Origin of the sequence: Legionella worsleiensis (assembly GCF_001467535.1) — a bacterium.
In the GTDB taxonomy this organism is placed as follows: Bacteria; Pseudomonadota; Gammaproteobacteria; order Legionellales; family Legionellaceae; genus Legionella; species Legionella worsleiensis.
Genome location: NZ_LNZC01000002.1, coordinates 337,479 through 357,389, shown reverse-complemented (window position 1 = coordinate 357,389; position 19,911 = coordinate 337,479). Strand labels below are relative to the sequence as shown.

The window sequence follows — 19,911 nt, the reverse complement described above, 5'->3', positions numbered from 1 at the left end:
TTATGATAAGTAAAGGGATAGAAGTAACAAAAGGAGATTCTGGAGGGGCCTGATTGAGCGATATGCAGTGTTTTAAATGATAAATAACGACAGACTCGTTGGATTATTCAAATGCATAGTGAAATTACTTTGGGCTGCCTAATGGAGCTGTGCATAATATGTGACCCATCGTAGGTTTACTCAGGTATGTTAAAAAAATCCTCCCCCTGCGTTTTATTTAATGCTCCTCTAAAAATACGAAAATTCTGGTAATCCCTCATTACATTCGGGATGACGAGAGAGTTCGTCATTCTGAGCTTTGCAATGGATCTCCTAAAAATGGCAGGATACCAAATTCAGGAGATCGCTCATTGCATTCGAGGTCACGAAGTACGCTTAGAGATGCTATTTATTATGAAGCAGCAAGAAGCTTGTTCACTCGATTGACGAAATCAGCCGGATTATCCAATTGACCGCCCTCAGCTAAAACAGCCTGTTCGAACAACATAGTCACCCATAACTCGAACTGACTGTCATCCTGAATATCATGCAATCTTTTGATCAATACATGTTCTGGATTAATCTCAAATATGGGTTTACTGACGGGTACTTGCTGTCCTGCTGCTTGCAAGATCCTTTGCATTTCAAGTCCCATGTCTTGCTCATCGGCAATAATACAAGCTGGTGAGTCTGTTAATCGGTTAGTAATCAGTACGTCTTTAACTCGCTCACTTAAAATGGTTTTAATGTGCTTGATAACTGGCTCAAGTGTTTTTTCCTGCTCTTTGATCTGCTCAGCAGACTCTTCGTCATTAAACTCTACTTTTCCTTTGGAAATTGATTGCAGTTTTTTGCCAGCAAATTCACTCATATAGCCCACAAGCCACTCATCAATTTTGTCACTAAGTAACAAGACTTCTATACCTTTTTTCTTGAATATTTCAAGATGAGGACTGTTTTTCGCTGCGTTATAGCTCGATGCCGTAATATAATAAATTTTATCCTGACCTTCCTTCATACGGCCTACATACTCTTCCAAAGTAACTTCCTGTTTTTCAGAACCGCTCACGGTCGTAGCGAAGCGTAGTAATTTGGCAATTGCTTCTTTATTTGCAAAATCTTCTACAGGCCCTTCTTTAAGTACCAAACCAAATTCATTCCAAAATTTTTGATAAGTTTCTTTATCATTTGTACTCATTTTTTCCAGCATAGCCAGAATACGTTTGGTACAAGCAGCACGAATACTTTCTACCTGTTTGTTGTCCTGTAAAATTTCTCGAGATACATTGAGAGGCAAATCACTGGCATCTACAATACCTTTTACGAATCGTAAATATCGTGGCAAAAATTGTGTTGCATCATCCATTATAAATACACGTTTAACATACAGCTTTAACCCATGTTTTGATTCATGTTGCCATAAATCGAAAGGCGCATGGCTTGGGATATACAGTAACGTGATGTACTCATGCTTTCCTTCAACATGATTGTGCGACCAGGAAAGAGGATCCATGTAATCATGAGAAATGTGCTTATAAAGCTGTTTATATTCCTCATCGCTAACATCTGATTTTTGCATGGTCCATAATGCGGTGGCCTTATTCACCGTTTCGAATTCATTGGATTCTTTATCTTCTTCCGAGACTTTTTTCATCTCTATTGGCCAACAAATATGATCTGAATATTTGCTGATAATGGACCGAATTCTCCAGTTACTTAAAAACTCATCGTTTTCATCTTTCAAATGCAATGTTATTTCTGTTCCACGAGACTCTTTCTTCTCATAGCCAATGGTGAATTCACCATCTCCATGAGATTCCCATACAATCGCCTCTTCCGCTTTTAAACCGGCACGTCGACTTTTAACAGTTACTTTATCAGCGACAATAAATGCAGAATAGAACCCTACTCCGAACTGGCCTATTAATTGAGAATCTTTTGATTGTTCACCTGTGAGCTGACTCATAAATTCTTTGGTGCCTGATTTGGCTATGGTACCCAAATTCTCAACCGCTTCATCCCAACTCATGCCTATACCGTTATCAGATATAGTGATGGTTTTCAGTTTTTCATTAACCCCAATTGTAATTTTTAAATCAGAATCGCTTTCATAAAGCGAACTGTTAGAAAGTGCTAAAAAGCGTAATTTATCAAGCGCATCTGAGGAATTGGATATTAATTCACGAAGAAAAATTTCTTTATTGCTGTACAATGAATGGACAACCAAGTGCAGCATTTGCTTGACTTCGGTTTGAAAGCCCATTGTTTGTTGTTTGCTAACCATTACACGATCTCCTGTTCTTCATTTAAGAAATAATGGTTCCTATATGAGGGTATATTCTTAAATTTCAAGTAGCAGTGGATAATTAATCCGCAATTACTTACAAATAAAACCTGTTATTCAAACAGATACTATCACTCAGGATTGTCTTAAAGCATTACCACTCAAATCCAGCCATAGTCAGGGTTCCTCCTGAATGAATAATCAATACATTACCTTGCAAATGCTGTTGTTCTGTAAATTGTCTTGCAGAATGAAATAATTTTGCAGAATAAATGGGATCAGCCAGTATGCCTTCTTCACGAGCCAAACGTTTGATTTCACACCGAATGGTATGATTTAAAGAACCAAATGACTTCGCAGTAGAGGGATAAAAACAATGAACTTTATGAGGGATCATCCCTATCCAATCATAGAGCTTCGTTTTAAACGTACATTCATCATCAGCCAGTAACAGCACATAAATCATTGCCTGGTGATTGATATCAGTCAACCCCTTAATTAATCCAGCAGCTGAAAAGCCTGTACCGGCATCAACAAAAATGTGTTGAAATTTGATTCCTGTTAGCTTTTCATTATCTATAATGTCCTTGGCAAGGCTTATAGCACCCTCCATTGCGGCCGTAACACTGGCTCCTTCTGTAAGAACAAATCCCGGCTCTTTAAGATCTTTAAGGTACTTATTGGCGAGATCATTAACAACTGACCAATCATTCCTGTTCACCCAAACAATTTCGTGTTCTTCCAGAAATAGACGACTTAATTTAAAATTACCCCGTATTTCAGCAGTTTTCGGCTGAAGCAAAAAAGCGGTAACCCTCATTTGAAACTCTCTTGCGATTTGCAAAGCAGCGAGCAAATTATTGGACTGTGGCCCAGCTATAATGATTAAATGCTTGATGCCCTCATGAAGTAAATAAGGCATTAAACTGGCATATTTACGAATTTTTGAGCCACTGATACCACAGCCCAATTCATCATCTCTTTTGGCGTAACACACCACCCCATGATTAGGGAAGTGATTGAGCCTATGAATTCTGCTTGATAAATTCCACATACGAAGCCCAAACCTGTTATAAACTTAGTGATCTCTGATAAAATCCAAATGATGAGCTGATGAGGATGATTCATTGAATCGGTATCCGGTATCGTTAAACTGTTTTATGCCATCAACTGAATCAATTCTATTGTGCATCAAATATTTTGCCATTAATCCCCGCGCTTTTTTAGCATAGATGCCTATCATTTTAATTTGGTTATTTTTATGTTCATAAAAATTAATAGTCACAACAGGATAGTTAATTTTTTTTATATCAATGGCTTTAAAGTACTCACTAGATGCCAAATTAATTAAAACAGGGTTTGGATCATGAGCCAAATGTTCGTTTAAAGCAGCAGTGACTGGCTCACGCCAAAAATCGTAGAGATTTTTTCCTTGAGGATTGTTTAATTGAACCCCCATCTCAAGTCTATAGGGCTGAATTCTGTCCAAGGGTTTTAGAAGCCCATAAAGACCCGATAAAATGCCTAAATGCGATTGTGAATAAATGATGTCGTCATAATTCCAGGTTTTGGCTTGTAATCCTTGATATACATCACCCTGAAATAAATACAAAGCCGGATATGAATCTAAACCAGAAACGTCTGCACATTGAAAGCGTTGATATCGGTCGTAATTTAAAACAGCCAAATCCCTGGATAAATCCATTAATTGTGCAATATCCTCACTAGTCTTGGATTTCATTATTTTTGCCAACAAAAGCGCCCTGTTAATTAAAACGGGTTCCGTTGTTTCGTTGGGAAAAGGTTTGGTAATGGGTAATAACTTTTTTGCAGGAGACAAAAGAGTAAACATGAGCGGCATACCTGTGAACACGAATAACAATCAGCCTAATCTAACAGCATTTAAAAAAAACGCCAAGCCCAAAAGCAACACCAGAGACTTATGGTATCTCATTTTGAGTTAGTACCGTTATGACACATCTCATTCCATGCGTGTCTGGTAATGAGAAAAATCGATGTTTTTTTAGTTTCTTCTGGTTCCCGGAACCATACCCACTCGAGGTCTATGCATAAAAATAGTAATATTTTCACTGGTAAGAAGCACTTCACCTTCAGAATTAATGATCTGAACAGCTAATGTATGTTTTCCCCTGTAAATTCCATTTAACTGAAAGACCAGATTCGGCTGAGGTTCACCCATTGGAGCACCATCAAACAAAAGTTGCAAATTATCTCCATCAGCCAGTGCAGGCTCCATTTCAACAGCGACCAGAACAAATCCTTGATTATTTCGTATAGTGGCTTCATTAAGTGGTTGAATGATTGCAATTTTTGTGTATTGATTTTGTTCTTCTTGGGCTGTTGATTGTTGTTCCTGATTTTGCTGACCACCCGTATTTTGGCCTACAGGAGGTGAATACCCTGGAACATTAGGAATAGTGATTTGTTCTGAACCAGGATGAGGCTTATCGCTAAAATGAACTACTCCTTGGCTGTCAATCCATTTGTAAATTTGCGCATGTGCAACACTAATCATCAAAAAAGATGTAACAGCCAGAAGTAGCCTAATCATTGGTTGATTCCTTAGAGACTGTAATAAAGCTCAAATTCATAAGGATGCGTCAAGCTTCTGATTTTGGTGATTTCTTCTTCTTTCATCGCAATATAATTGTTAATGAAATCTCGGGTAAACACATCACCGTGCAACAAAAACTCATGATCCGTTTTCAGATGATCCATAGCCTGCTCCAGTGAAGAACACACAGTCGGAACATCAACAAGTTCCTCAGGCGGCAAATCATAAAGGTCTTTATCCATCGGTTGACCTGGATGAATTTTTTTCTGAATTCCATCAAGACCAGCCATCATCATAGCGGCAAAAGCCAGATAAGGATTAGCTGTTGGATCCGGAAAACGCACTTCAATGCGGCGACCTTTAGGATTATTCACATGCGGAATACGAATTGCAGCGGAGCGATTTCTAGCTGAATAGGCTAATAAAACCGGCGCTTCAAACCCAGGAACCAACCGCTTGTAACTGTTAGTTGATGGATTGGTAAAAGCATTTAGCGCACGAGCGTGTTTAATAATTCCACCAATATAATAAAGTGCGGTATCAGACAAACCAGCATATTGATCGCCTGAAAATAAATTGACGCCGTCCTTGGTTAAGGATTGGTGGCAATGCATGCCGCTTCCGTTATCCCCAACTAAAGGTTTAGGCATAAATGTAGCAGTTTTGCCGTAATTATGAGCCACGTTATGGATGACGTATTTTAAAATTTGTATTTCATCTGCTTTTTGAGTCAGGCTGTTAAAGCGGGTAGCGACCTCACATTGGTTTGCGGTTGCCACTTCATGATGATGCGCTTCAACTACAGTACCCAAAGATTCTAAAGTCAAGCAAATAGCAGATCGGATATCGTGTGAGGAATCAACTGGAGGTACAGGGAAATAACCACCTTTTAAGGGAGGACGATGACCTATATTGCCACCTTCCATTTCTTTACCAGAATTCCATTGTGCTTCATCAGAGTCTATTGCATAAAAAGAACCACTGATATTAGTTTCCCAGCGCACATTATCAAAAAGGAAAAACTCAGGCTCTGGACCAAAATTTACAACGTCTGCAATTCCAGTAGATTGCAAATAGGCTTCGGCACGTTGAGCAATAGAACGAGGGCAACGCTCATAACCAAGCATGGTCTGAGGGTCAACAACATTACAACGTATAAAAAGAGTATTATCCTGAAAAAAGGGATCAAGCTTGATTGAATTTAAATCAGGTAGCAGTGCCAAGTCAGACTGATGGATTTTTTGCCAACCTTTGAAGGAAGAGCCATCAATCAACTTTCCATTTTTGATAAAATCATCGTCTATTGCTGAAACGGGTAGAGAAATATGCTGTTCTTTACCACGAATATCAGTAAATCTCAGATCAATAAATTTTGCATCATGTTCCTTTATTGCATCAAGTACTACATTTATACTCATTTTATAATCTCCTGGATAGTCCGGATATAGTGTACCTTAAGTGACTTATGAATCCCAATAGATTACACTCTATAGTTTTATCCTTCATCTAAAAGAATATGGGCGCATACCAATACCAGGCGCTGAAGAAAAATGGCAGTGTGAACAAAGGGGTTATCGAAGCGGATTCCGAGCGCCATGCCCGACAATTATTAAGAGATCAGGGCTTTATACCTACCCAGGTTCATGCGCTGGCTCAGCAGCGCACAGGCAATACTAAAGGTAAAATTTCCGCAGCTGATCTCTCATTATTAACGCGACAATTAGCCACCTTGCTTGCGGCAGGAATTCCTGTAGAGGAATCCTTGCGAGGCGTTAGCGAACAAACTGAAAAAGATAAAGTCAGAGAACTAATCATAGGTATTCGCGCCAAAGTTCTTGAGGGATATGGGTTAGCGCAGGCTATGTCTTATTACCCTAACGCATTTCCAGAACTCTATAGGGCTACTGTGGGCTCAGGGGAGCAAACAGGTCGACTTGATTTGGTTTTGGAAAAGCTGGCTGATTACACCGAAAATCAACAACAAACCAGACAAAAAGTACAACAAGCGCTTATATACCCCATACTGATGATTCTGGTCTCTACGGCCATCATCAGCTTTTTACTTACCTTTGTTGTACCCAAAATAATAGAAGTGTTTACCAATAGCGGTCAAACCCTTCCGGGTATGACCGTGCTTTTAATCAAGATAAGCGATTACATCAAGTCTTATGGTCTGTACAGCCTGGCTGTTTTAATGATGATGGTAGTAGGGTTTAAAAAAAGTTTGAACAACATCAAAATTAAAACAACATGGCATTATTTTTTATTAAAATTACCCATAATATCCTATCTGGTAAAAACCATTAATGTTGCACGATACATCCATACCTTTGGTATCTTGTTCGCCGCAGGCGTTAGCGTACTTGAAACCATGCGTGTTTCAGCAAGCCTGGTTACCAATGTCGTAATGCGCCAGTCTTTTGATACGGCAACACTCAGAGTAAGAGAAGGAAGCGGAATAAGTGAAGCTCTGAAAGAAACACATTATATTAGCCCTATGGCCATTCACCTAATTGCCAGTGGTGAAAAAAGTGGCCAACTTTCCAATATGATGGAAAGAGCAGCGAGCCATTTGGATAATGAAGTCAAACGACTTATTGATACGTCTTTAACTCTATTGGAACCTTTAGTCATTTTATTTATGGGGGCAGTTGTTTTGTTTATAGTCCTGGCAACATTATTGCCTGTATTTTCTATGGAACAACTGGTGGCTTGAACGACAAACATTATTTATTCATCACCGAAACAGAAGCATGTTATAATTTACCCTAAAGTTTTGAGAGGAACATCAATGAACAAGCAAAAAGGTTTTTCTTTAATCGAAATTATGGTTGTTGTTGTTATCTTAGGCATTCTCGCATCTATTGTCGTGCCCAAAATCATGGGACGCCCTGATGAAGCACGAAAAGTAAAAGCCAAACAAGATGTTCTGGCCATTCAAAATGCACTGGATCTTTATAAGCTCGATAACGGGTTTTATCCAACCACAGATCAGGGTTTAATCGCTCTTGTCGAAAAACCAACCAACAACCCCTCTCCTGCTAACTGGAAACAATATCTCAAATCGGTTCCTAAAGATCCATGGGGCAGAGATTATTTGTACCTCAATCCGGGACAACATGGAGATGTTGATGTATTCACTCTGGGTGCAGAGGGACAACCCGGAGGCACAGGCATCAATGCGGAGATTGGTAATTGGGATGACCACTAATCGAGGCTTCACTTTAATCGAGATCCTCATAGTTATCGTGATTTTAGGCATTACCGCAGGTTTTGCCTTAATTTCTTTTGGGGACTTTGGAGAAAGCAAACGCATTCGGTTTGCGGCAGAACAAATGGCAAACGCAATACGCCTGGCGCAGCATCAAGCAATTCTGGAAAGCAGTACTATGGGACTTCGTATTGACAGTCGCAGCTATCAAATTTTGAAATTTCAGGAATCCGGGCAATGGAGCCCAATATCGAATAAAGGGATTTTTAAAATAAATTACTTCCCTAAAAATGCAGTTATTACCCTAAAAACAGGCAACAAAATCTCTGGGGGAACTCCGGCGATAATAATCAACTCATCGGGAGACATGACTCCATTTGTCATTATGTTTGCCAATATCAAAGAGGAAATGGTGACTACTTTAACAGGAACCCATAATGGCACTTTATCGTTTGATGCGGTAAAACCTCAATGATCCCTCAACGCAAAACTCAAATTAATTTATGTGGATTTACATTAATCGAGGTATTGCTTGCCCTTGCAATTATAGCTATTGCTTTAACCGCTTTGTTAAAAGCGACGGCGCAAAACATTGAAAACACCCATAGACTCAAAGAAAAAACCATCAGTCACTGGATTGCAATGCAGGGTGTTTCAATGATTCAGTTAAATTTGTTACAGATAAATCAAAGCCAGGAATCAACCCAGGCGACAAAAATGTTGGGAGAACAGTGGTACTGGAGAGCAAAAATTAGCAACACACCTATAACTAAAGTCCAACAGATTACTATTTCAGTTAGCTCAAAACAATCAGGACCATTCAGAGAAGAATTGATTGCGTACAGGTATTTGCCATGAAGAAGTTTAAGGGCTTTACCTTGATTGAAATTTTAATCGCTCTGACAGTATTCTCTATTTTAGCCACTATTACCTCTTCAACTTTATACTACGCCTTTAATGCCCGTGCTCGAGTTAATGAACAAGCCGAGCGTTTAAACGCATTGCAATTAGCAGTAAGTATAATCCAGCAAGATACTATCCAGGTTGTTGATAGACCTGTTAGAGGAAATGAAATGCGTCTTTTTCCCGGATTTGTTGGACAACCACGTTATCTGGAATTCACTCGAGACGGGATCATTAACCCCAAAAGTTCTGAAAAACGAAGCAGCCTGAAACGGGTTGCATTAATCTGTGAGGACGAAAAACTGATACGTCGAACCTGGTCAAGCCTTGATCCTTTAGACAGAAATGATTATGAAGATAAAGAGTTGGTAAATCATTTAAGCGATTGCTATTTCAGCTACCTCAATCAAAATCTAAACGTTTTATCAGAATGGCGAGAACAAGCGCTTGCCCAAAATCAACAACAAGAGCCCTTTCCCAAAGCCATCCAACTCAATATGACCCTGGATGATTGGGGTAAATTAAACTTTTTGGTTGTCATAGCGGAGGCACTTTATGCATCCACGTAAAGCACTTTTGGGAGGCGCTTTGCTTACTGCTCTATTTATCATGACCCTGGTCGCTATTGTTGCGACTGCCATGAGCACACGCCTGCAACTGGATATATACAGAACTCGTTTGATGATTATTCACGACAAAATGTATCTTGCCTCACAGGGAGTTACATTTTGGTCTTTAAGTGAATTAAAAAATAACAAAAATAAATTTACTCAGGCTAATGCTCAAGGAATGGTTAAAGAATTCCCTAAAAATTATCAATCGATTTATCAACAAGTCACTCTGTCAGGGGGGCTTTATGATCTGCAAGCTCGCTTTAACCTCAACAATCTGCTCGAAAAACAATACGAATTATCCTTTAGTAATCTTCTGGGTATCCTTGCTCCTAATTTGAATACTCAGGATAAGAAAAACTTCGTCCTGGCGATAAAAAACTGGCTTGGGCCTTATGATCTTGCTCAAGGTAACGATGTATTTGCTTCTTTTTATCAATCACAAAAACCCGCATATAATTCCAGCCATCAGATCATGAAAAGCCTGTCTGAATTACGACTGGTAAAAGACGTTAGTGCTTCATTATATTTGGCTCTTGAACCTTATATTACGGTACTGCCTGAAACAACACCGGTTAATATCAATACCGCATCTCCAAAAATACTCATGTCTCTCGGTAATGGTCTTAATAGTGCCCAAATAAACGAACTTATGATGGCCAGAGGCGAAACAGGCATTACTCAGCTTAAAGAGATTAATGATCTGGTCAGGAAAATTGACCTGCCTATGAAACAAATAACCGTAGAAAGCACTTATTTCCTAAGTATTAGTGTGGCTCAAAGTGATGAATTTAAACTGAAAGTTTATACTTTGCTCAAACGTGACAAAGACAAAAAAGGAAAAATATCTGTTCGCATTATAAGAGAGAGTATGAATTACATGTAATTCCCAACGCCCATATCATTGGCAATTACTCTTAAATAATACTCATAGTTTCGTTAGGGTGCTAGTCATCAAAATTCTGCTGGACTTTCAAAGGTCCAAGTCCCTTGATGAATTTGTCGCTTTCCATTTTTTCTTGATCGGTAAGCTTTCCTTCCAAAGCCTTGAGTTGTTTTATAGCCTCTTCATTTTTGTTATCCGCCGCAATTTTAAACCAGGCATAAGCCTTAACCCAGTTTTTATCGACACCCAAACCTGCCATATACATGTAGCCTAATTTAGCTTGTCCAACGGAGTTACCTTGACTCGCTGATTTACCAAACCAATACGCCGCTTGTTGGTAATCTTTATCTACTCCTGTTCCAGTCAAGAGTAATTGTCCCAATTGCACTTGAGCTTCCGGTTGCCCTTTTTCTGCAGCTGCCTGATACCAATAGGCCGCTTTTTTGGGATTTGCCTCTACGCCATAACCTTTTAAATAATAATAAGCCAAATAAGTCTGTGCATTAACATGACCATGATGCGCAGCTTGTGAGAACCAATAGAAAGCGGCAGCATCATCAGCGGGAACTCCACCCTGCTCCCCACTGTACAACAACCCTAAACTGTACTCGCCTTTTTCATCACCTTGTTCGGCGGCTTTTTGATACCATTCCAGTGCTTTGTTAACATCTTTGGGCGTTCCTTTACCGGTCATATAATGATATCCCAAATTAACCTGAGCCTTACTGTATCCTTGCTCAGCTGCTTTTTGAAACCACTTAAATGCATTGTCTTCACTAAGAGGAACACCATCACCCGTGGCGTACATCAAACCCACATTTCTTTGTGCAATAGCATTTCCTTGTTCCGCTGCCTTCATATACCATTTAAATGCTTCATTATAATTTTGTGTAACCCCTTTTCCAGTATCATATAAAAAACCAAGGCTTAGCTGAGATAAAGGGTTATTTTTGTCAGCAGATTTTAGATACCATTGATGGGCTTGTTCCAAATTTTCGGGAACACCATATCCATACTGATGCATGCGCCCCAATAAATACATGGCCTCCTCATTTCCTTCTTTAGCAGCCTGCATAAGATGAGGATAAGCAGTAGTGTAATCGCCATTTTCATAAGCAGCAAAACCGATCAGCTCATCTGCAAACGCCGTATTGATAACAAACATCAACAAGCCAAGAACAAAACTGCGCATGAGTGCTCCAATTGAACTCCCTTATTGTAAAGAGTAGGATATTAGAGCAACAAAGCAAGTAAATGAACAAAATTAAAGGGTTAATAAAGAAAAACTCCCCAGCACATTATTCCGTATCCTAACACAGTAAAGATCAAGAATAAGGTGCTGGGGAGTTGCAATAAACCGGTCACCTGTTAAAAACGAACACAATTATAGGGCTTCAAATATCGCTGCCGCTCCCATGCCGGTACCTATACACATAGTCACCATACCGTAACGACCTTTTGTTCTCTTTAATCCGTGGAGTAATGTTGCTGTTCTAATAGTTCCTGTAGCACCTAACGGATGTCCCAAAGCAATCGCACCGCCAAGGGGATTAACTTTTTCGATATCAAGATTAAGCTCTTTGATAACTGCAAGCGCTTGAGCAGCAAAAGCCTCATTAAGCTCAATCCAATCGAGTTGATCCAGACGAATACCTGCACGTTTCAGAGCTAAAGGAATCGCTTTAATTGGCCCTATTCCCATGATTTCAGGAGGAACACCCGCAACAGCAAAACTTAACAATCTCCCCATAGGTTTTAGATTATAAAGTTTCAATGCTTTCTCACTTGCCAGTAACGCTATTCCAGCCCCATCACTGGTTTGTGAGCTGTTTCCTGCGGTGACTGTACCTCGTACTGCAAATACAGGCTTTAATTTGGCAATCACATCATAAGACGTATCTGCTCTTGGACCTTCATCCTTGCTTATAGTTTTATGTTTCACAACAACTGATCCTGTCTTTAAATCAGCGTGTCGCATAGTGATTTCTATTGGACTGATTTCAGATTCAAAATCACCACGCTCTTGAGCAGCAATAGCTTTTCTGTGACTCGCAGCAGCAAATTCATCTTGTTGTTCACGAGAAATTTCCCAGCTTTTGGCTACATTTTCAGCGGTAATACCCATTCCGTATGCTATAGCGACATCTTCATCTTTAAAAATTGCAGGATTAGCGGTGTATTTATTTCCGCCTAAAGGAACCATAGACATACTTTCAACACCACCGGCAAAAGCCAAATCCATGTCGCCATTTTGAATGGATGCCGCTGCAGTAGCAATACTCTGAACACCAGAAGAACAAAAACGATTGATGGTCATGGCCGGTATGGACTGCGGTAAATCAGCCAATAATGCGGCAATACGAGCAACATTCATTCCTTGCTCAGCCTCAGGCATGGCGCAACCAACCACAATATCCCCAATTTCTTGCCAATCGACAGATGCATGTCTTTTGGTTAGTGAGCGGATGCTGTGTGCAAGCAAATCATCAGGTAATGTATGACGGAAAACACCTCGTGGTGCTTTGCCAACTGGAGTGCGCAATACATCAACTATATATACATTGGTCATTCTCAGATCTCCTTTCTTAATTGCGCAGTGGTTTGCCAGTCTCTAACAAATGACTGATCCTTGCCTGAGTTAATGGGGTTTCGGCCAAGGCAATAAAAGCCTGTCGTTCTAATTTTAAAATCCAGTCTTCATTAACCAACGTTCCTTGATTCACATTACCACCACAAATTACTTTGGCCAGCTCATTTGCAAGAAAATAATCGTGCTGAGAAATAAAACCACCCTCCAACCAGTTAATTAAACCGGCTTGTAATCGAGCATGCCCCTCTATACCTGCTACTTTAAAATTCCTTGCAATTGGGGGTAGATAATTCGCCGCTTGCATGGCTTTAACTTTTGCTAGCGCAACAAATAAGACTTCATTGGCATGCATGACTACAGAATCAGTGTGACGCATATAACCCATATTAATGGCTTGTGTGGCGCTTCCGGCAACCTGGGCAGTCGCTATCTGCTGATAATAAGGTTGGATAAAGGTGAGCAAATCTGCTTGATGAGCATGATGAGCAGCTCGCAAGGCCATTTCTTTACATCCACCACCAGCCGGAATAACCCCTACACCCGCCTCAACCAGACCAGGATAAGACTCAAACGCTGCAACAATTGCAGCACAATGCATCATCAACTCACATCCACCACCTAAAGCTCTTCCTCGTAATGCAGCAATAGTGGGTATGGAACTGTATTTCAAGCGCATAACAACACGTTGAAACTGAGCAATCATTTCATCAAGAGCGTTGAATCTACCCTCCTGAATTAAAGAAGAAACAAGGCGTAAATCAGCGCCTGAACTAAAATTGGATGCATCATTTTGATGCACTATCAGTCCTTGACATTCACGTTCAGCCACGTCAAGCGCAGCCTCAAGACCATCGAGAACAGATTGACTTATGGTATTTGCCTTGTTTTTAAAATGAACAACGGCCACATCATCTTTAAGATGCCATAAACATACGCCTTCATTTTCATAGATGATATTCGTAGTAAACGATGTTTCTTTTAATACTCTATCCGGAAAAAACTGGCGGTTATATACAGCCAGAGAACTTCTGGGCTGATACTTGTTCGAATGGGGAGAATAAGCGCCATGCTCACTATAAAACACTTCAAGGTGATTGAGCCAGTCCGGTAATTTCACTTTATTTAAGGAAGAGTTGGCTTCAATTGATTGACTAATACAGTCAGTCATTAGACGTAAACCTGCCAATTGCCAGGTTTCAAAAGGCCCCTGCATCCAACCAAATCCCCAGCGCATAGCCAAATCAACATCTCTGACGTTTTCAGCAATTGATTCAAGGTGATACGCACAATAATGAAACAAATCTTTGAAACAAGCCGCCAGAAATTGTGCTTGTTTATTATCAGAAGAAATCAGGCTTTGCATGCGAGCAACCGGATCGCTGATCTTCATTATTGCTTTTACTTCAGCGCTTACCTCTGATTTTGCAGCACCATATGTACCCGATTTGATATCGTAAACTTCTATTGTTTTACCATTTTTTCTGTAAATTCCCTGCCCTGACTTTTGCCCCAGATGCCCGTCTTTGATTAAGCCTAGCAACCACTCGGGTAATTTAAAACTACTGTGCCAGGGATCATCTCGCAATTGTTCATGCATGGTATGAATCACATGTTGCATGGTGTCCAAACCAACAACATCCATAGTACGAAAGGTTGCCGATTTTGGCCTACCCAATAAAGGGCCGGTCAGCGCATCAACCTCATCGAGACTCATGCCCATAGACATAGTGTGATGCAAGGTTGTTAATAACGAAAAAACGCCTATACGATTAGCAATAAAATTAGGAGTATCCTTGGCTCGTACTACCCCTTTACCCAAGTGACTTGTTAACCATATTTCGAGATTATCCAATAAATCTGGAGAAGTTGTATGGGCAGGAATGAGTTCAGCAAGGTGCATGTATCTGGGTGGATTAAAAAAATGAACGCCACAAAAATTAGTTCTGTGCTGTTCTGGTAAAACATGACACAAAGAATTGATGCTTAAACCGGAAGTATTACTAACCAAAACAGTATGTTTGGAAAGATAAGGCGATATTTTTTTATACAAGTCTTCTTTCCAATCCAATCGTTCAGCTATTGCCTCTATAATCAAATCGCATGAAGATAAATCCTTGAGGTCATCTTTATAATTACGAGCCTGCAAATAGGTAGCCGTTTGTGCTGATGCGAGAGGCTCAGGTTTTAATTTACTCAAATTAGCGATTGCCTTATCAATTAATCCATTAACAGGCTCTTCCCTGGCGGGTAAATCAAACAACAAAGTTTCTATTCCAGCGTTTACACAGTGCGCAGCAATTTGTGCTCCCATAACACCCGCACCCAGAACCGCAACTTTCTTGATGAAAAATGGTTCCTGCATTATTGTATCCTCTTGATAAGTCGTTAAATGAATAAATTCCACTATAGCCTCTGACAAAACGATAAACCCAGTACTATCAACACTACTTTAAATAATCAAAATTAATTGATAATAAAGATCTGTTAATCGTATCAATCTAAGTCAAATTAAAACGTATGCCTTGAGCCAAAGGCAACTCATCGCCCCAGTTGATCGTATTGGTTTGACGGCGCATGTAGGCTTTCCACGAATCAGAGCCTGATTCTCTCCCACCGCCAGTCTCTTTTTCACCACCAAAGGCACCGCCAATTTCAGCCCCTGATGTACCGATATTAATATTGGCAATACCACAGTCACTTCCACAAGCACTTAAGAAGCGTTCAGCGTTCTTTAGATTTTGCGTAAATAATGCAGAAGACAATCCTTGAGGAACACCATTCTGCAGTGCTATGGCTTCATCTAAAGAGCGATAAGACATCACATATAGAATAGGCGCAAAAGTTTCTTCCTGCACGATATCCCAATGATTTTTTACATCACAAACTAAAGTAGGCTGAACAAAAGATCCTGCTTGTTTGATGACATCGCCGCCAAAAACAATCTGTCCTCCAGCATCCTTGATTCTTGAAATAGCGCTTTTAAACTGTTCTACCGCATTTTGATCAATTAAAGGCCCCATTAAGTTACGACTATCCAAAGGGTCGCCTATAGTTATTTGTTCGTAGGCATGTTGTAACCTTTTAATAACACTCTGGTATTGAGACTCATGGACAAATAACCGTCGTGTTGACGTGCAACGTTGACCTGCTGTTCCTACCGCACCAAATACAATTGCAGGAATTGCTAAGTTAAGATCGGCTGTTTCATCCAGGATTATTGCATTGTTTCCTCCCAGCTCTAAAATTGTTTTACCCAGCCGAGCAGCGACTTGCGCTGAAACTTTTTTTCCTACCGCAGTAGATCCTGTAAATGAAATTAACGGGATGCGGGGATCATCAACCATAGCTTCTACAACATCATGCGATTCAGGTACTATCAAACTGAATATTTCAGGGCAATTATTTTGCCTCAAAACACTATTGCAAATGTGCTGAACTGCTACAGCGCATAATGGTGTTTTCGCTGAGGGTTTCCAGATCGTCACATTACCGCAAATTGCAGCCAAGAATGCATTCCAGGACCATACGGCAACAGGAAAATTAAATGCCGAAATCACACCAATAATTCCATAAGGGTGCCACTGTTCATACATCCGGTGATTGGGGCGCTCTGAATGCATGGAATTTCCATACAACATTCTCGATTGTCCCACTGCAAAATCGGCAATATCAATCATTTCCTGAACTTCACCGTCGCCTTCCTGTTTTGACTTACCCATCTCTAAAGACACCAGGCTGCCCAAGCTGTCTTTATGCTCTCGTAAAGCCTGTCCTATCTGCCGAATTATTTCACCACGTTTTGGAGCAGGAACTTTTTTCCAGGCCTCTGCCGCCAGTTGAGCACGGCTCATAATCTGCTCGTAATCAGCCATAGTACAGGTGGCAACATCTGCAAGCTTTGCTCCATTCGCAGGGCAATATGAAGTTAGAGTATGTGAGTGGTGTTCGCTTTGCCAACCCTGGCCGCTAAAAGCGCCTGGGTTGATGTCTTTAATATTCAGCTGCTTTAATAAATCCATGAAAACTCCTAAGCGTAGTATTGACCAAATCGATTATTCAGCACTTTGTCCAGATGGAATTCTTCCTGTAAAATAAGGCCCTTGTACTCGTTAGCCTGTCCCAATACCAAATCAACTACCGCACAAACTCCAGAGGCTGTGCTTACCTGAATAGCAGACCACTCCAGCCCACGAATTGTTTCAGGGTATATTTTTTTGACGTAACTTTTTTCAGTTAACTCACCCTGCTTGATTCCCTCAACAGTGACGTACACAATAACGATGTCCTGATATGTTTTGGGAATGGCGTTTTCCAGAATGCGTTTTAAGGTCGAACGGTCATGGTTTAAACGTAAGTCATTCATTAAAAGGCGCATTTTCTCACAATGCCCGGGGTATCTCATGGTCTTATAATTCATGGACTTGACCTTGCCAGAATAAAGCTCGCCCAAACTGCCAAGACCGCCTGAAGTATTAAATGCTTCGTATTCACAACCATCAATTTGGATGGATTCCAGCCCCTCTAGCGGCGCCATTACAACAGCTTTGCCATCCTCAATACCGTAACAAGGATTTCCATACTCATTGATCACGCCGTCAGTAGACCAGGTTAAGGAATAATGCAGCGCATTATTGGCTCGTTGTGGCAGTGCCCCTACTCTGAGCTTTGCATGATGACACTGCTCAAATTCCTGCATCAAGGAATTTGCGGCGATACTGATAAAACCGGGTGCTAACCCACATTGAGGTACAAATGCAGTTTGAGCGTTTTGGGCTATGACTTTTACTGCCTCGGTAACAGCAGTGTCTTCTGTCAAGTCGAAATAATGTGCTCTGGCTGCTTTAGCAGCAGTAGCAACATGGGTGTTTAAAAAATACGGCAAACTGGATATGACCGCAATTATTTTATGTTTTTCAATGTAGGCTTGAGTGGATTGTTCGTCTTTGACATCCAAAGCAACCGTTTTAATTTCAGGCAATGCGTCCAGCAAGCGAATCACGTCAGAGCCATTAAAATCTACATCTGCCAAATGAACCTGATAAGCTCCGCTATCTGCCAATAAACAAGCTATCAAGCTACCTATCTTCCCTGCACCAGTAATCATTACGTTATACATACAATCCCTCTCCTTTGTAAACGTGATTATCCTACACAAAATAAATCGGATTTAACAGACAAAGGCAACAAAATCACTTCGAGAACACATAGATCTCACAATGGTTCATTAATTATCAAGTATATGAAGCTTGACCTGCAGGGCATAGTCATTTATCTTGACCCATTTCATTATTAGAATTGTCCATGAACCCAGCAACCCTCTCCGACTCAGTCTTAATGGAATCCCCAATCCGTGTTAACTATTCCTCATATTTAGCAGTTTTTTTTGCAGGTCTTTTAGGGCCGTTGGGATTTGCTCCCTTTCACATGCCTGGGTTGCATATAGCCAGTCTTGCCTTGTTATTTTTCTATGCACAGCAAGGCATTAAAAAACAGAGTTTTTTGCATGGTTTTCTTTTTGGTTTGGGTTATTTTGGTTTGGGAGTCTCCTGGGTAATTATCAGCATTCACGATTACGGTCAGCTTAATTATCTGCTTGCAGGAATATGCACTTTGGCTTTTATTGCATATCTTTCTTTATTTCCAGCCATAGCTGTATATCTTTTTACAATTCTCAATAAAGCACATAACAAACGAAACCGCATCCTGTTGTTTAGCGCTCTGTGGTGTCTGAGTGAATTGCTGCGTTCTCACTTGTTCAGCGGCTTTCCCTGGCTAATTACAGGCACTACTCTGATTGATACACCAGTCAAGTACCTTGCGCCAATTATTGGACTGCAGGGTTTGAGTTTTGTTGGTGTCTTTCTGGCATGTCTATTAACCCTTGCATTAACGGAACGGTCTGGCAAACGATTTGTGTATCTCAGTGTATTTGTTCTTATGCTTATCCTTCCATATGCCGGAAAATACATGCACTGGACAGAGGTCAAAAAAAATCCAGTAACTGTTGGCGTTGTGCAAGCGAATCTTTCCATGCGTGACAAATGGGATGAGCATTTATTCTGGGATCTTTTGAAATATTATGAAAAAACCACAGAACAACTTTTAGGAAAACAACTGATTATTTTACCGGAATCAGCAATTCCTTTGCCAGCGACTTATCTCGAAGAATATCTGGATAAATTGCATGAAAAAGCGCTTAAAGCAAAAAGCGCATTGATTCTTGGAATTTTACAACCTGCTGATAGTAACGAAACCCACTATTATAATTCCATAATCAGCTTGGGAACAGCTCGTGGCGAACACATCAAAGAACACCTTGTGCCATTTGGAGAGTACATACCCAAACCCTTTTTAGCAATTAACCGATGGATGAATTTACCAGAGCCCAACATTTTACCCGGTACGCTTCATCAGCCATTAATGAAAATAGCCAATCATCCTATAGCCAGTCTGATTTGTTATGAAATTGCTTACCCTAATCTGCTTAGAGTGCAAATGCCCAATGCGCAATGGATAGTTTCTATCAGCGACAATGGCTGGTTTGGCCGTTCGCTTGCCAGCTATCAACAATTGCAAATGGCGCAAGTACTTTCTCTACTCACTGGAAGATATCAGGTTGTAGTGAATAATGACGGCCTTTCTTCTGTAATCAACAGTTATGGTGAGATACTTGATAGCCTTCCTCCTTTTAGTTCGGGGATTTTACAAAGTGAGATTTTTCCTGCCGTTGGGTCAACCCCCTGGATTTACTGGAATGAATATCCAGTGATTTTAATCTGCGCAACTGTAGTTATTTTTGCTCTTTTTTTAAGACTAAGACGATTAACTAAGCAATAATCTATTGCTGGCGAGGACAAGAGGGGTTATCCTAA

General features: G+C 40.4%; 17 protein-coding genes. 7 read left to right on the top strand and 10 right to left on the bottom strand.

Features of this window, described 5'->3' with window-relative positions:
- Nucleotides 1-391: 391 nt before the first annotated feature.
- From htpG to glnA, 5 genes are all read right to left on the bottom strand, one after another.
- Complete coding sequence (gene htpG, locus Lwor_RS01825) at nucleotides 392-2,263, bottom strand: molecular chaperone HtpG (RefSeq protein WP_058492177.1); 1,872 nt, start codon at nucleotides 2,261-2,263, stop codon at nucleotides 392-394.
- Nucleotides 2,264-2,417: 154 nt separating this feature from the next.
- The gene (locus Lwor_RS01820) at nucleotides 2,418-3,317 is read right to left on the bottom strand and encodes a pyridoxal-phosphate dependent enzyme (protein ID WP_058492176.1); all 900 of its coding nucleotides are present in this window, start codon (nucleotides 3,315-3,317) and stop codon (nucleotides 2,418-2,420) included.
- 24 nt (nucleotides 3,318-3,341) lie between these two features.
- Nucleotides 3,342-4,115: a peroxide stress protein YaaA gene (gene yaaA, locus Lwor_RS01815; RefSeq protein ID WP_058492175.1), complete on the bottom strand. Its 774-nt coding sequence runs from the start codon at nucleotides 4,113-4,115 to the stop codon at nucleotides 3,342-3,344.
- 171 nt (nucleotides 4,116-4,286) lie between these two features.
- On the bottom strand, nucleotides 4,287-4,835 hold the full coding sequence (locus Lwor_RS01810) for a DUF4124 domain-containing protein (RefSeq protein WP_058492174.1): 549 nt from the start codon (nucleotides 4,833-4,835) through the stop codon (nucleotides 4,287-4,289).
- An 11-nt stretch (nucleotides 4,836-4,846) separates the two neighbouring features.
- On the bottom strand, nucleotides 4,847-6,256 hold the full coding sequence (gene glnA, locus Lwor_RS01805; RefSeq protein WP_058492173.1) for a type I glutamate--ammonia ligase: 1,410 nt from the start codon (nucleotides 6,254-6,256) through the stop codon (nucleotides 4,847-4,849).
- A gap of 98 nt (nucleotides 6,257-6,354) precedes the next feature.
- Between glnA and lspF the strand changes: the two genes are divergently transcribed.
- The 6 genes from lspF to gspK all read left to right on the top strand — a co-directional run bounded on the left by lspF (nucleotide 6,355) and on the right by gspK (nucleotide 10,449).
- Entirely contained in the window at nucleotides 6,355-7,554 is a 1,200-nt protein-coding gene (gene lspF, locus Lwor_RS01800) for a GspF family T2SS innner membrane protein variant LspF (protein ID WP_058492172.1), read from the top strand.
- A 75-nt stretch (nucleotides 7,555-7,629) separates the two neighbouring features.
- A complete protein-coding gene (gene lspG / locus Lwor_RS01795; protein WP_058492171.1) occupies nucleotides 7,630-8,049 on the top strand; it encodes a GspG family T2SS major pseudopilin variant LspG in 420 nt (139 codons plus the stop codon).
- Entirely contained in the window at nucleotides 8,039-8,524 is a 486-nt protein-coding gene (gene gspH / locus Lwor_RS01790) for a type II secretion system minor pseudopilin GspH (RefSeq protein ID WP_115090890.1), read from the top strand. Before lspG ends, gspH begins: the two co-directional genes overlap by 11 nt.
- Nucleotides 8,521-8,907 (top strand): GspI family T2SS minor pseudopilin variant LspI, encoded by a 387-nt coding sequence (lspI, locus tag Lwor_RS01785; protein ID WP_058492169.1) that lies wholly within the window; start codon nucleotides 8,521-8,523, stop codon nucleotides 8,905-8,907. The genes gspH and lspI overlap by 4 nt, the downstream gene beginning before the upstream one ends.
- Complete coding sequence (gene lspJ, locus Lwor_RS01780; RefSeq protein WP_058492168.1) at nucleotides 8,904-9,521, top strand: GspJ family T2SS minor pseudopilin variant LspJ; 618 nt, start codon at nucleotides 8,904-8,906, stop codon at nucleotides 9,519-9,521. Before lspI ends, lspJ begins: the two co-directional genes overlap by 4 nt.
- Nucleotides 9,508-10,449, top strand: coding sequence for a type II secretion system minor pseudopilin GspK (gspK, locus tag Lwor_RS01775; RefSeq protein ID WP_058492167.1), 942 nt, complete (start codon nucleotides 9,508-9,510; stop codon nucleotides 10,447-10,449). Before lspJ ends, gspK begins: the two co-directional genes overlap by 14 nt.
- A 61-nt stretch (nucleotides 10,450-10,510) precedes the next feature.
- Here the strand turns inward: gspK and Lwor_RS01770 are convergent, their stop codons facing one another.
- From Lwor_RS01770 to Lwor_RS01750, 5 genes are all read right to left on the bottom strand, one after another.
- Entirely contained in the window at nucleotides 10,511-11,641 is a 1,131-nt protein-coding gene (locus Lwor_RS01770) for an SEL1-like repeat protein (RefSeq protein ID WP_058492166.1), read from the bottom strand.
- Between the two features lie 192 nt (nucleotides 11,642-11,833).
- Nucleotides 11,834-13,018, bottom strand: a complete 1,185-nt coding sequence (locus Lwor_RS01765; RefSeq protein WP_058492165.1) for an acetyl-CoA C-acyltransferase — start codon at nucleotides 13,016-13,018, stop codon at nucleotides 11,834-11,836.
- 16 nt (nucleotides 13,019-13,034) lie between these two features.
- Nucleotides 13,035-15,401: a 3-hydroxyacyl-CoA dehydrogenase/enoyl-CoA hydratase family protein gene (locus tag Lwor_RS01760; protein WP_058492164.1), complete on the bottom strand. Its 2,367-nt coding sequence runs from the start codon at nucleotides 15,399-15,401 to the stop codon at nucleotides 13,035-13,037.
- Nucleotides 15,402-15,537: 136 nt separating this feature from the next.
- A complete protein-coding gene (gene amaB, locus Lwor_RS01755; protein WP_058492163.1) occupies nucleotides 15,538-17,058 on the bottom strand; it encodes an L-piperidine-6-carboxylate dehydrogenase in 1,521 nt (506 codons plus the stop codon).
- An 8-nt stretch (nucleotides 17,059-17,066) separates the two neighbouring features.
- The gene (locus Lwor_RS01750; protein ID WP_058492162.1) at nucleotides 17,067-18,155 is read right to left on the bottom strand and encodes a saccharopine dehydrogenase family protein; all 1,089 of its coding nucleotides are present in this window, start codon (nucleotides 18,153-18,155) and stop codon (nucleotides 17,067-17,069) included.
- Between the two features lie 185 nt (nucleotides 18,156-18,340).
- Here Lwor_RS01750 and lnt point away from each other — a divergent pair, with 185 nt between their 5' ends.
- On the top strand, nucleotides 18,341-19,876 hold the full coding sequence (lnt, locus tag Lwor_RS01745) for an apolipoprotein N-acyltransferase (RefSeq protein ID WP_058492161.1): 1,536 nt from the start codon (nucleotides 18,341-18,343) through the stop codon (nucleotides 19,874-19,876).
- The last annotated feature ends 35 nt before the right edge of the window (nucleotides 19,877-19,911 follow it).

What these genes read in the sequence shown, in the direction of transcription:
- yaaA (WP_058492175.1), bottom strand. Translation starts at nt 4,115, where the DNA reads ATGTTTACTCTTTTGTCTCCTGCAAAAAAGTTATTACCCATTACCAAA.
- glnA (WP_058492173.1), bottom strand. Translation starts at nt 6,256, where the DNA reads ATGAGTATAAATGTAGTACTTGATGCAATAAAGGAACATGATGCAAAA.
- lspG (WP_058492171.1), top strand. Translation starts at nt 7,630, where the DNA reads ATGAACAAGCAAAAAGGTTTTTCTTTAATCGAAATTATGGTTGTTGTT.
- lspF (WP_058492172.1), top strand. Translation starts at nt 6,355, where the DNA reads ATGGGCGCATACCAATACCAGGCGCTGAAGAAAAATGGCAGTGTGAAC.
- Lwor_RS01820 (WP_058492176.1), bottom strand. Translation starts at nt 3,317, where the DNA reads ATGTGGAATTTATCAAGCAGAATTCATAGGCTCAATCACTTCCCTAAT.
- gspK (WP_058492167.1), top strand. Translation starts at nt 9,508, where the DNA reads ATGCATCCACGTAAAGCACTTTTGGGAGGCGCTTTGCTTACTGCTCTA.
- gspH (WP_115090890.1), top strand. Translation starts at nt 8,039, where the DNA reads ATGACCACTAATCGAGGCTTCACTTTAATCGAGATCCTCATAGTTATC.
- Lwor_RS01810 (WP_058492174.1), bottom strand. Translation starts at nt 4,835, where the DNA reads ATGATTAGGCTACTTCTGGCTGTTACATCTTTTTTGATGATTAGTGTT.
- Lwor_RS01770 (WP_058492166.1), bottom strand. Translation starts at nt 11,641, where the DNA reads ATGCGCAGTTTTGTTCTTGGCTTGTTGATGTTTGTTATCAATACGGCG.
- amaB (WP_058492163.1), bottom strand. Translation starts at nt 17,058, where the DNA reads ATGGATTTATTAAAGCAGCTGAATATTAAAGACATCAACCCAGGCGCT.
- lspJ (WP_058492168.1), top strand. Translation starts at nt 8,904, where the DNA reads ATGAAGAAGTTTAAGGGCTTTACCTTGATTGAAATTTTAATCGCTCTG.
- Lwor_RS01765 (WP_058492165.1), bottom strand. Translation starts at nt 13,018, where the DNA reads ATGACCAATGTATATATAGTTGATGTATTGCGCACTCCAGTTGGCAAA.
- lnt (WP_058492161.1), top strand. Translation starts at nt 18,341, where the DNA reads ATGAACCCAGCAACCCTCTCCGACTCAGTCTTAATGGAATCCCCAATC.
- Lwor_RS01750 (WP_058492162.1), bottom strand. Translation starts at nt 18,155, where the DNA reads ATGTATAACGTAATGATTACTGGTGCAGGGAAGATAGGTAGCTTGATA.
- lspI (WP_058492169.1), top strand. Translation starts at nt 8,521, where the DNA reads ATGATCCCTCAACGCAAAACTCAAATTAATTTATGTGGATTTACATTA.
- Lwor_RS01760 (WP_058492164.1), bottom strand. Translation starts at nt 15,401, where the DNA reads ATGCAGGAACCATTTTTCATCAAGAAAGTTGCGGTTCTGGGTGCGGGT.
- htpG (WP_058492177.1), bottom strand. Translation starts at nt 2,263, where the DNA reads ATGGTTAGCAAACAACAAACAATGGGCTTTCAAACCGAAGTCAAGCAA.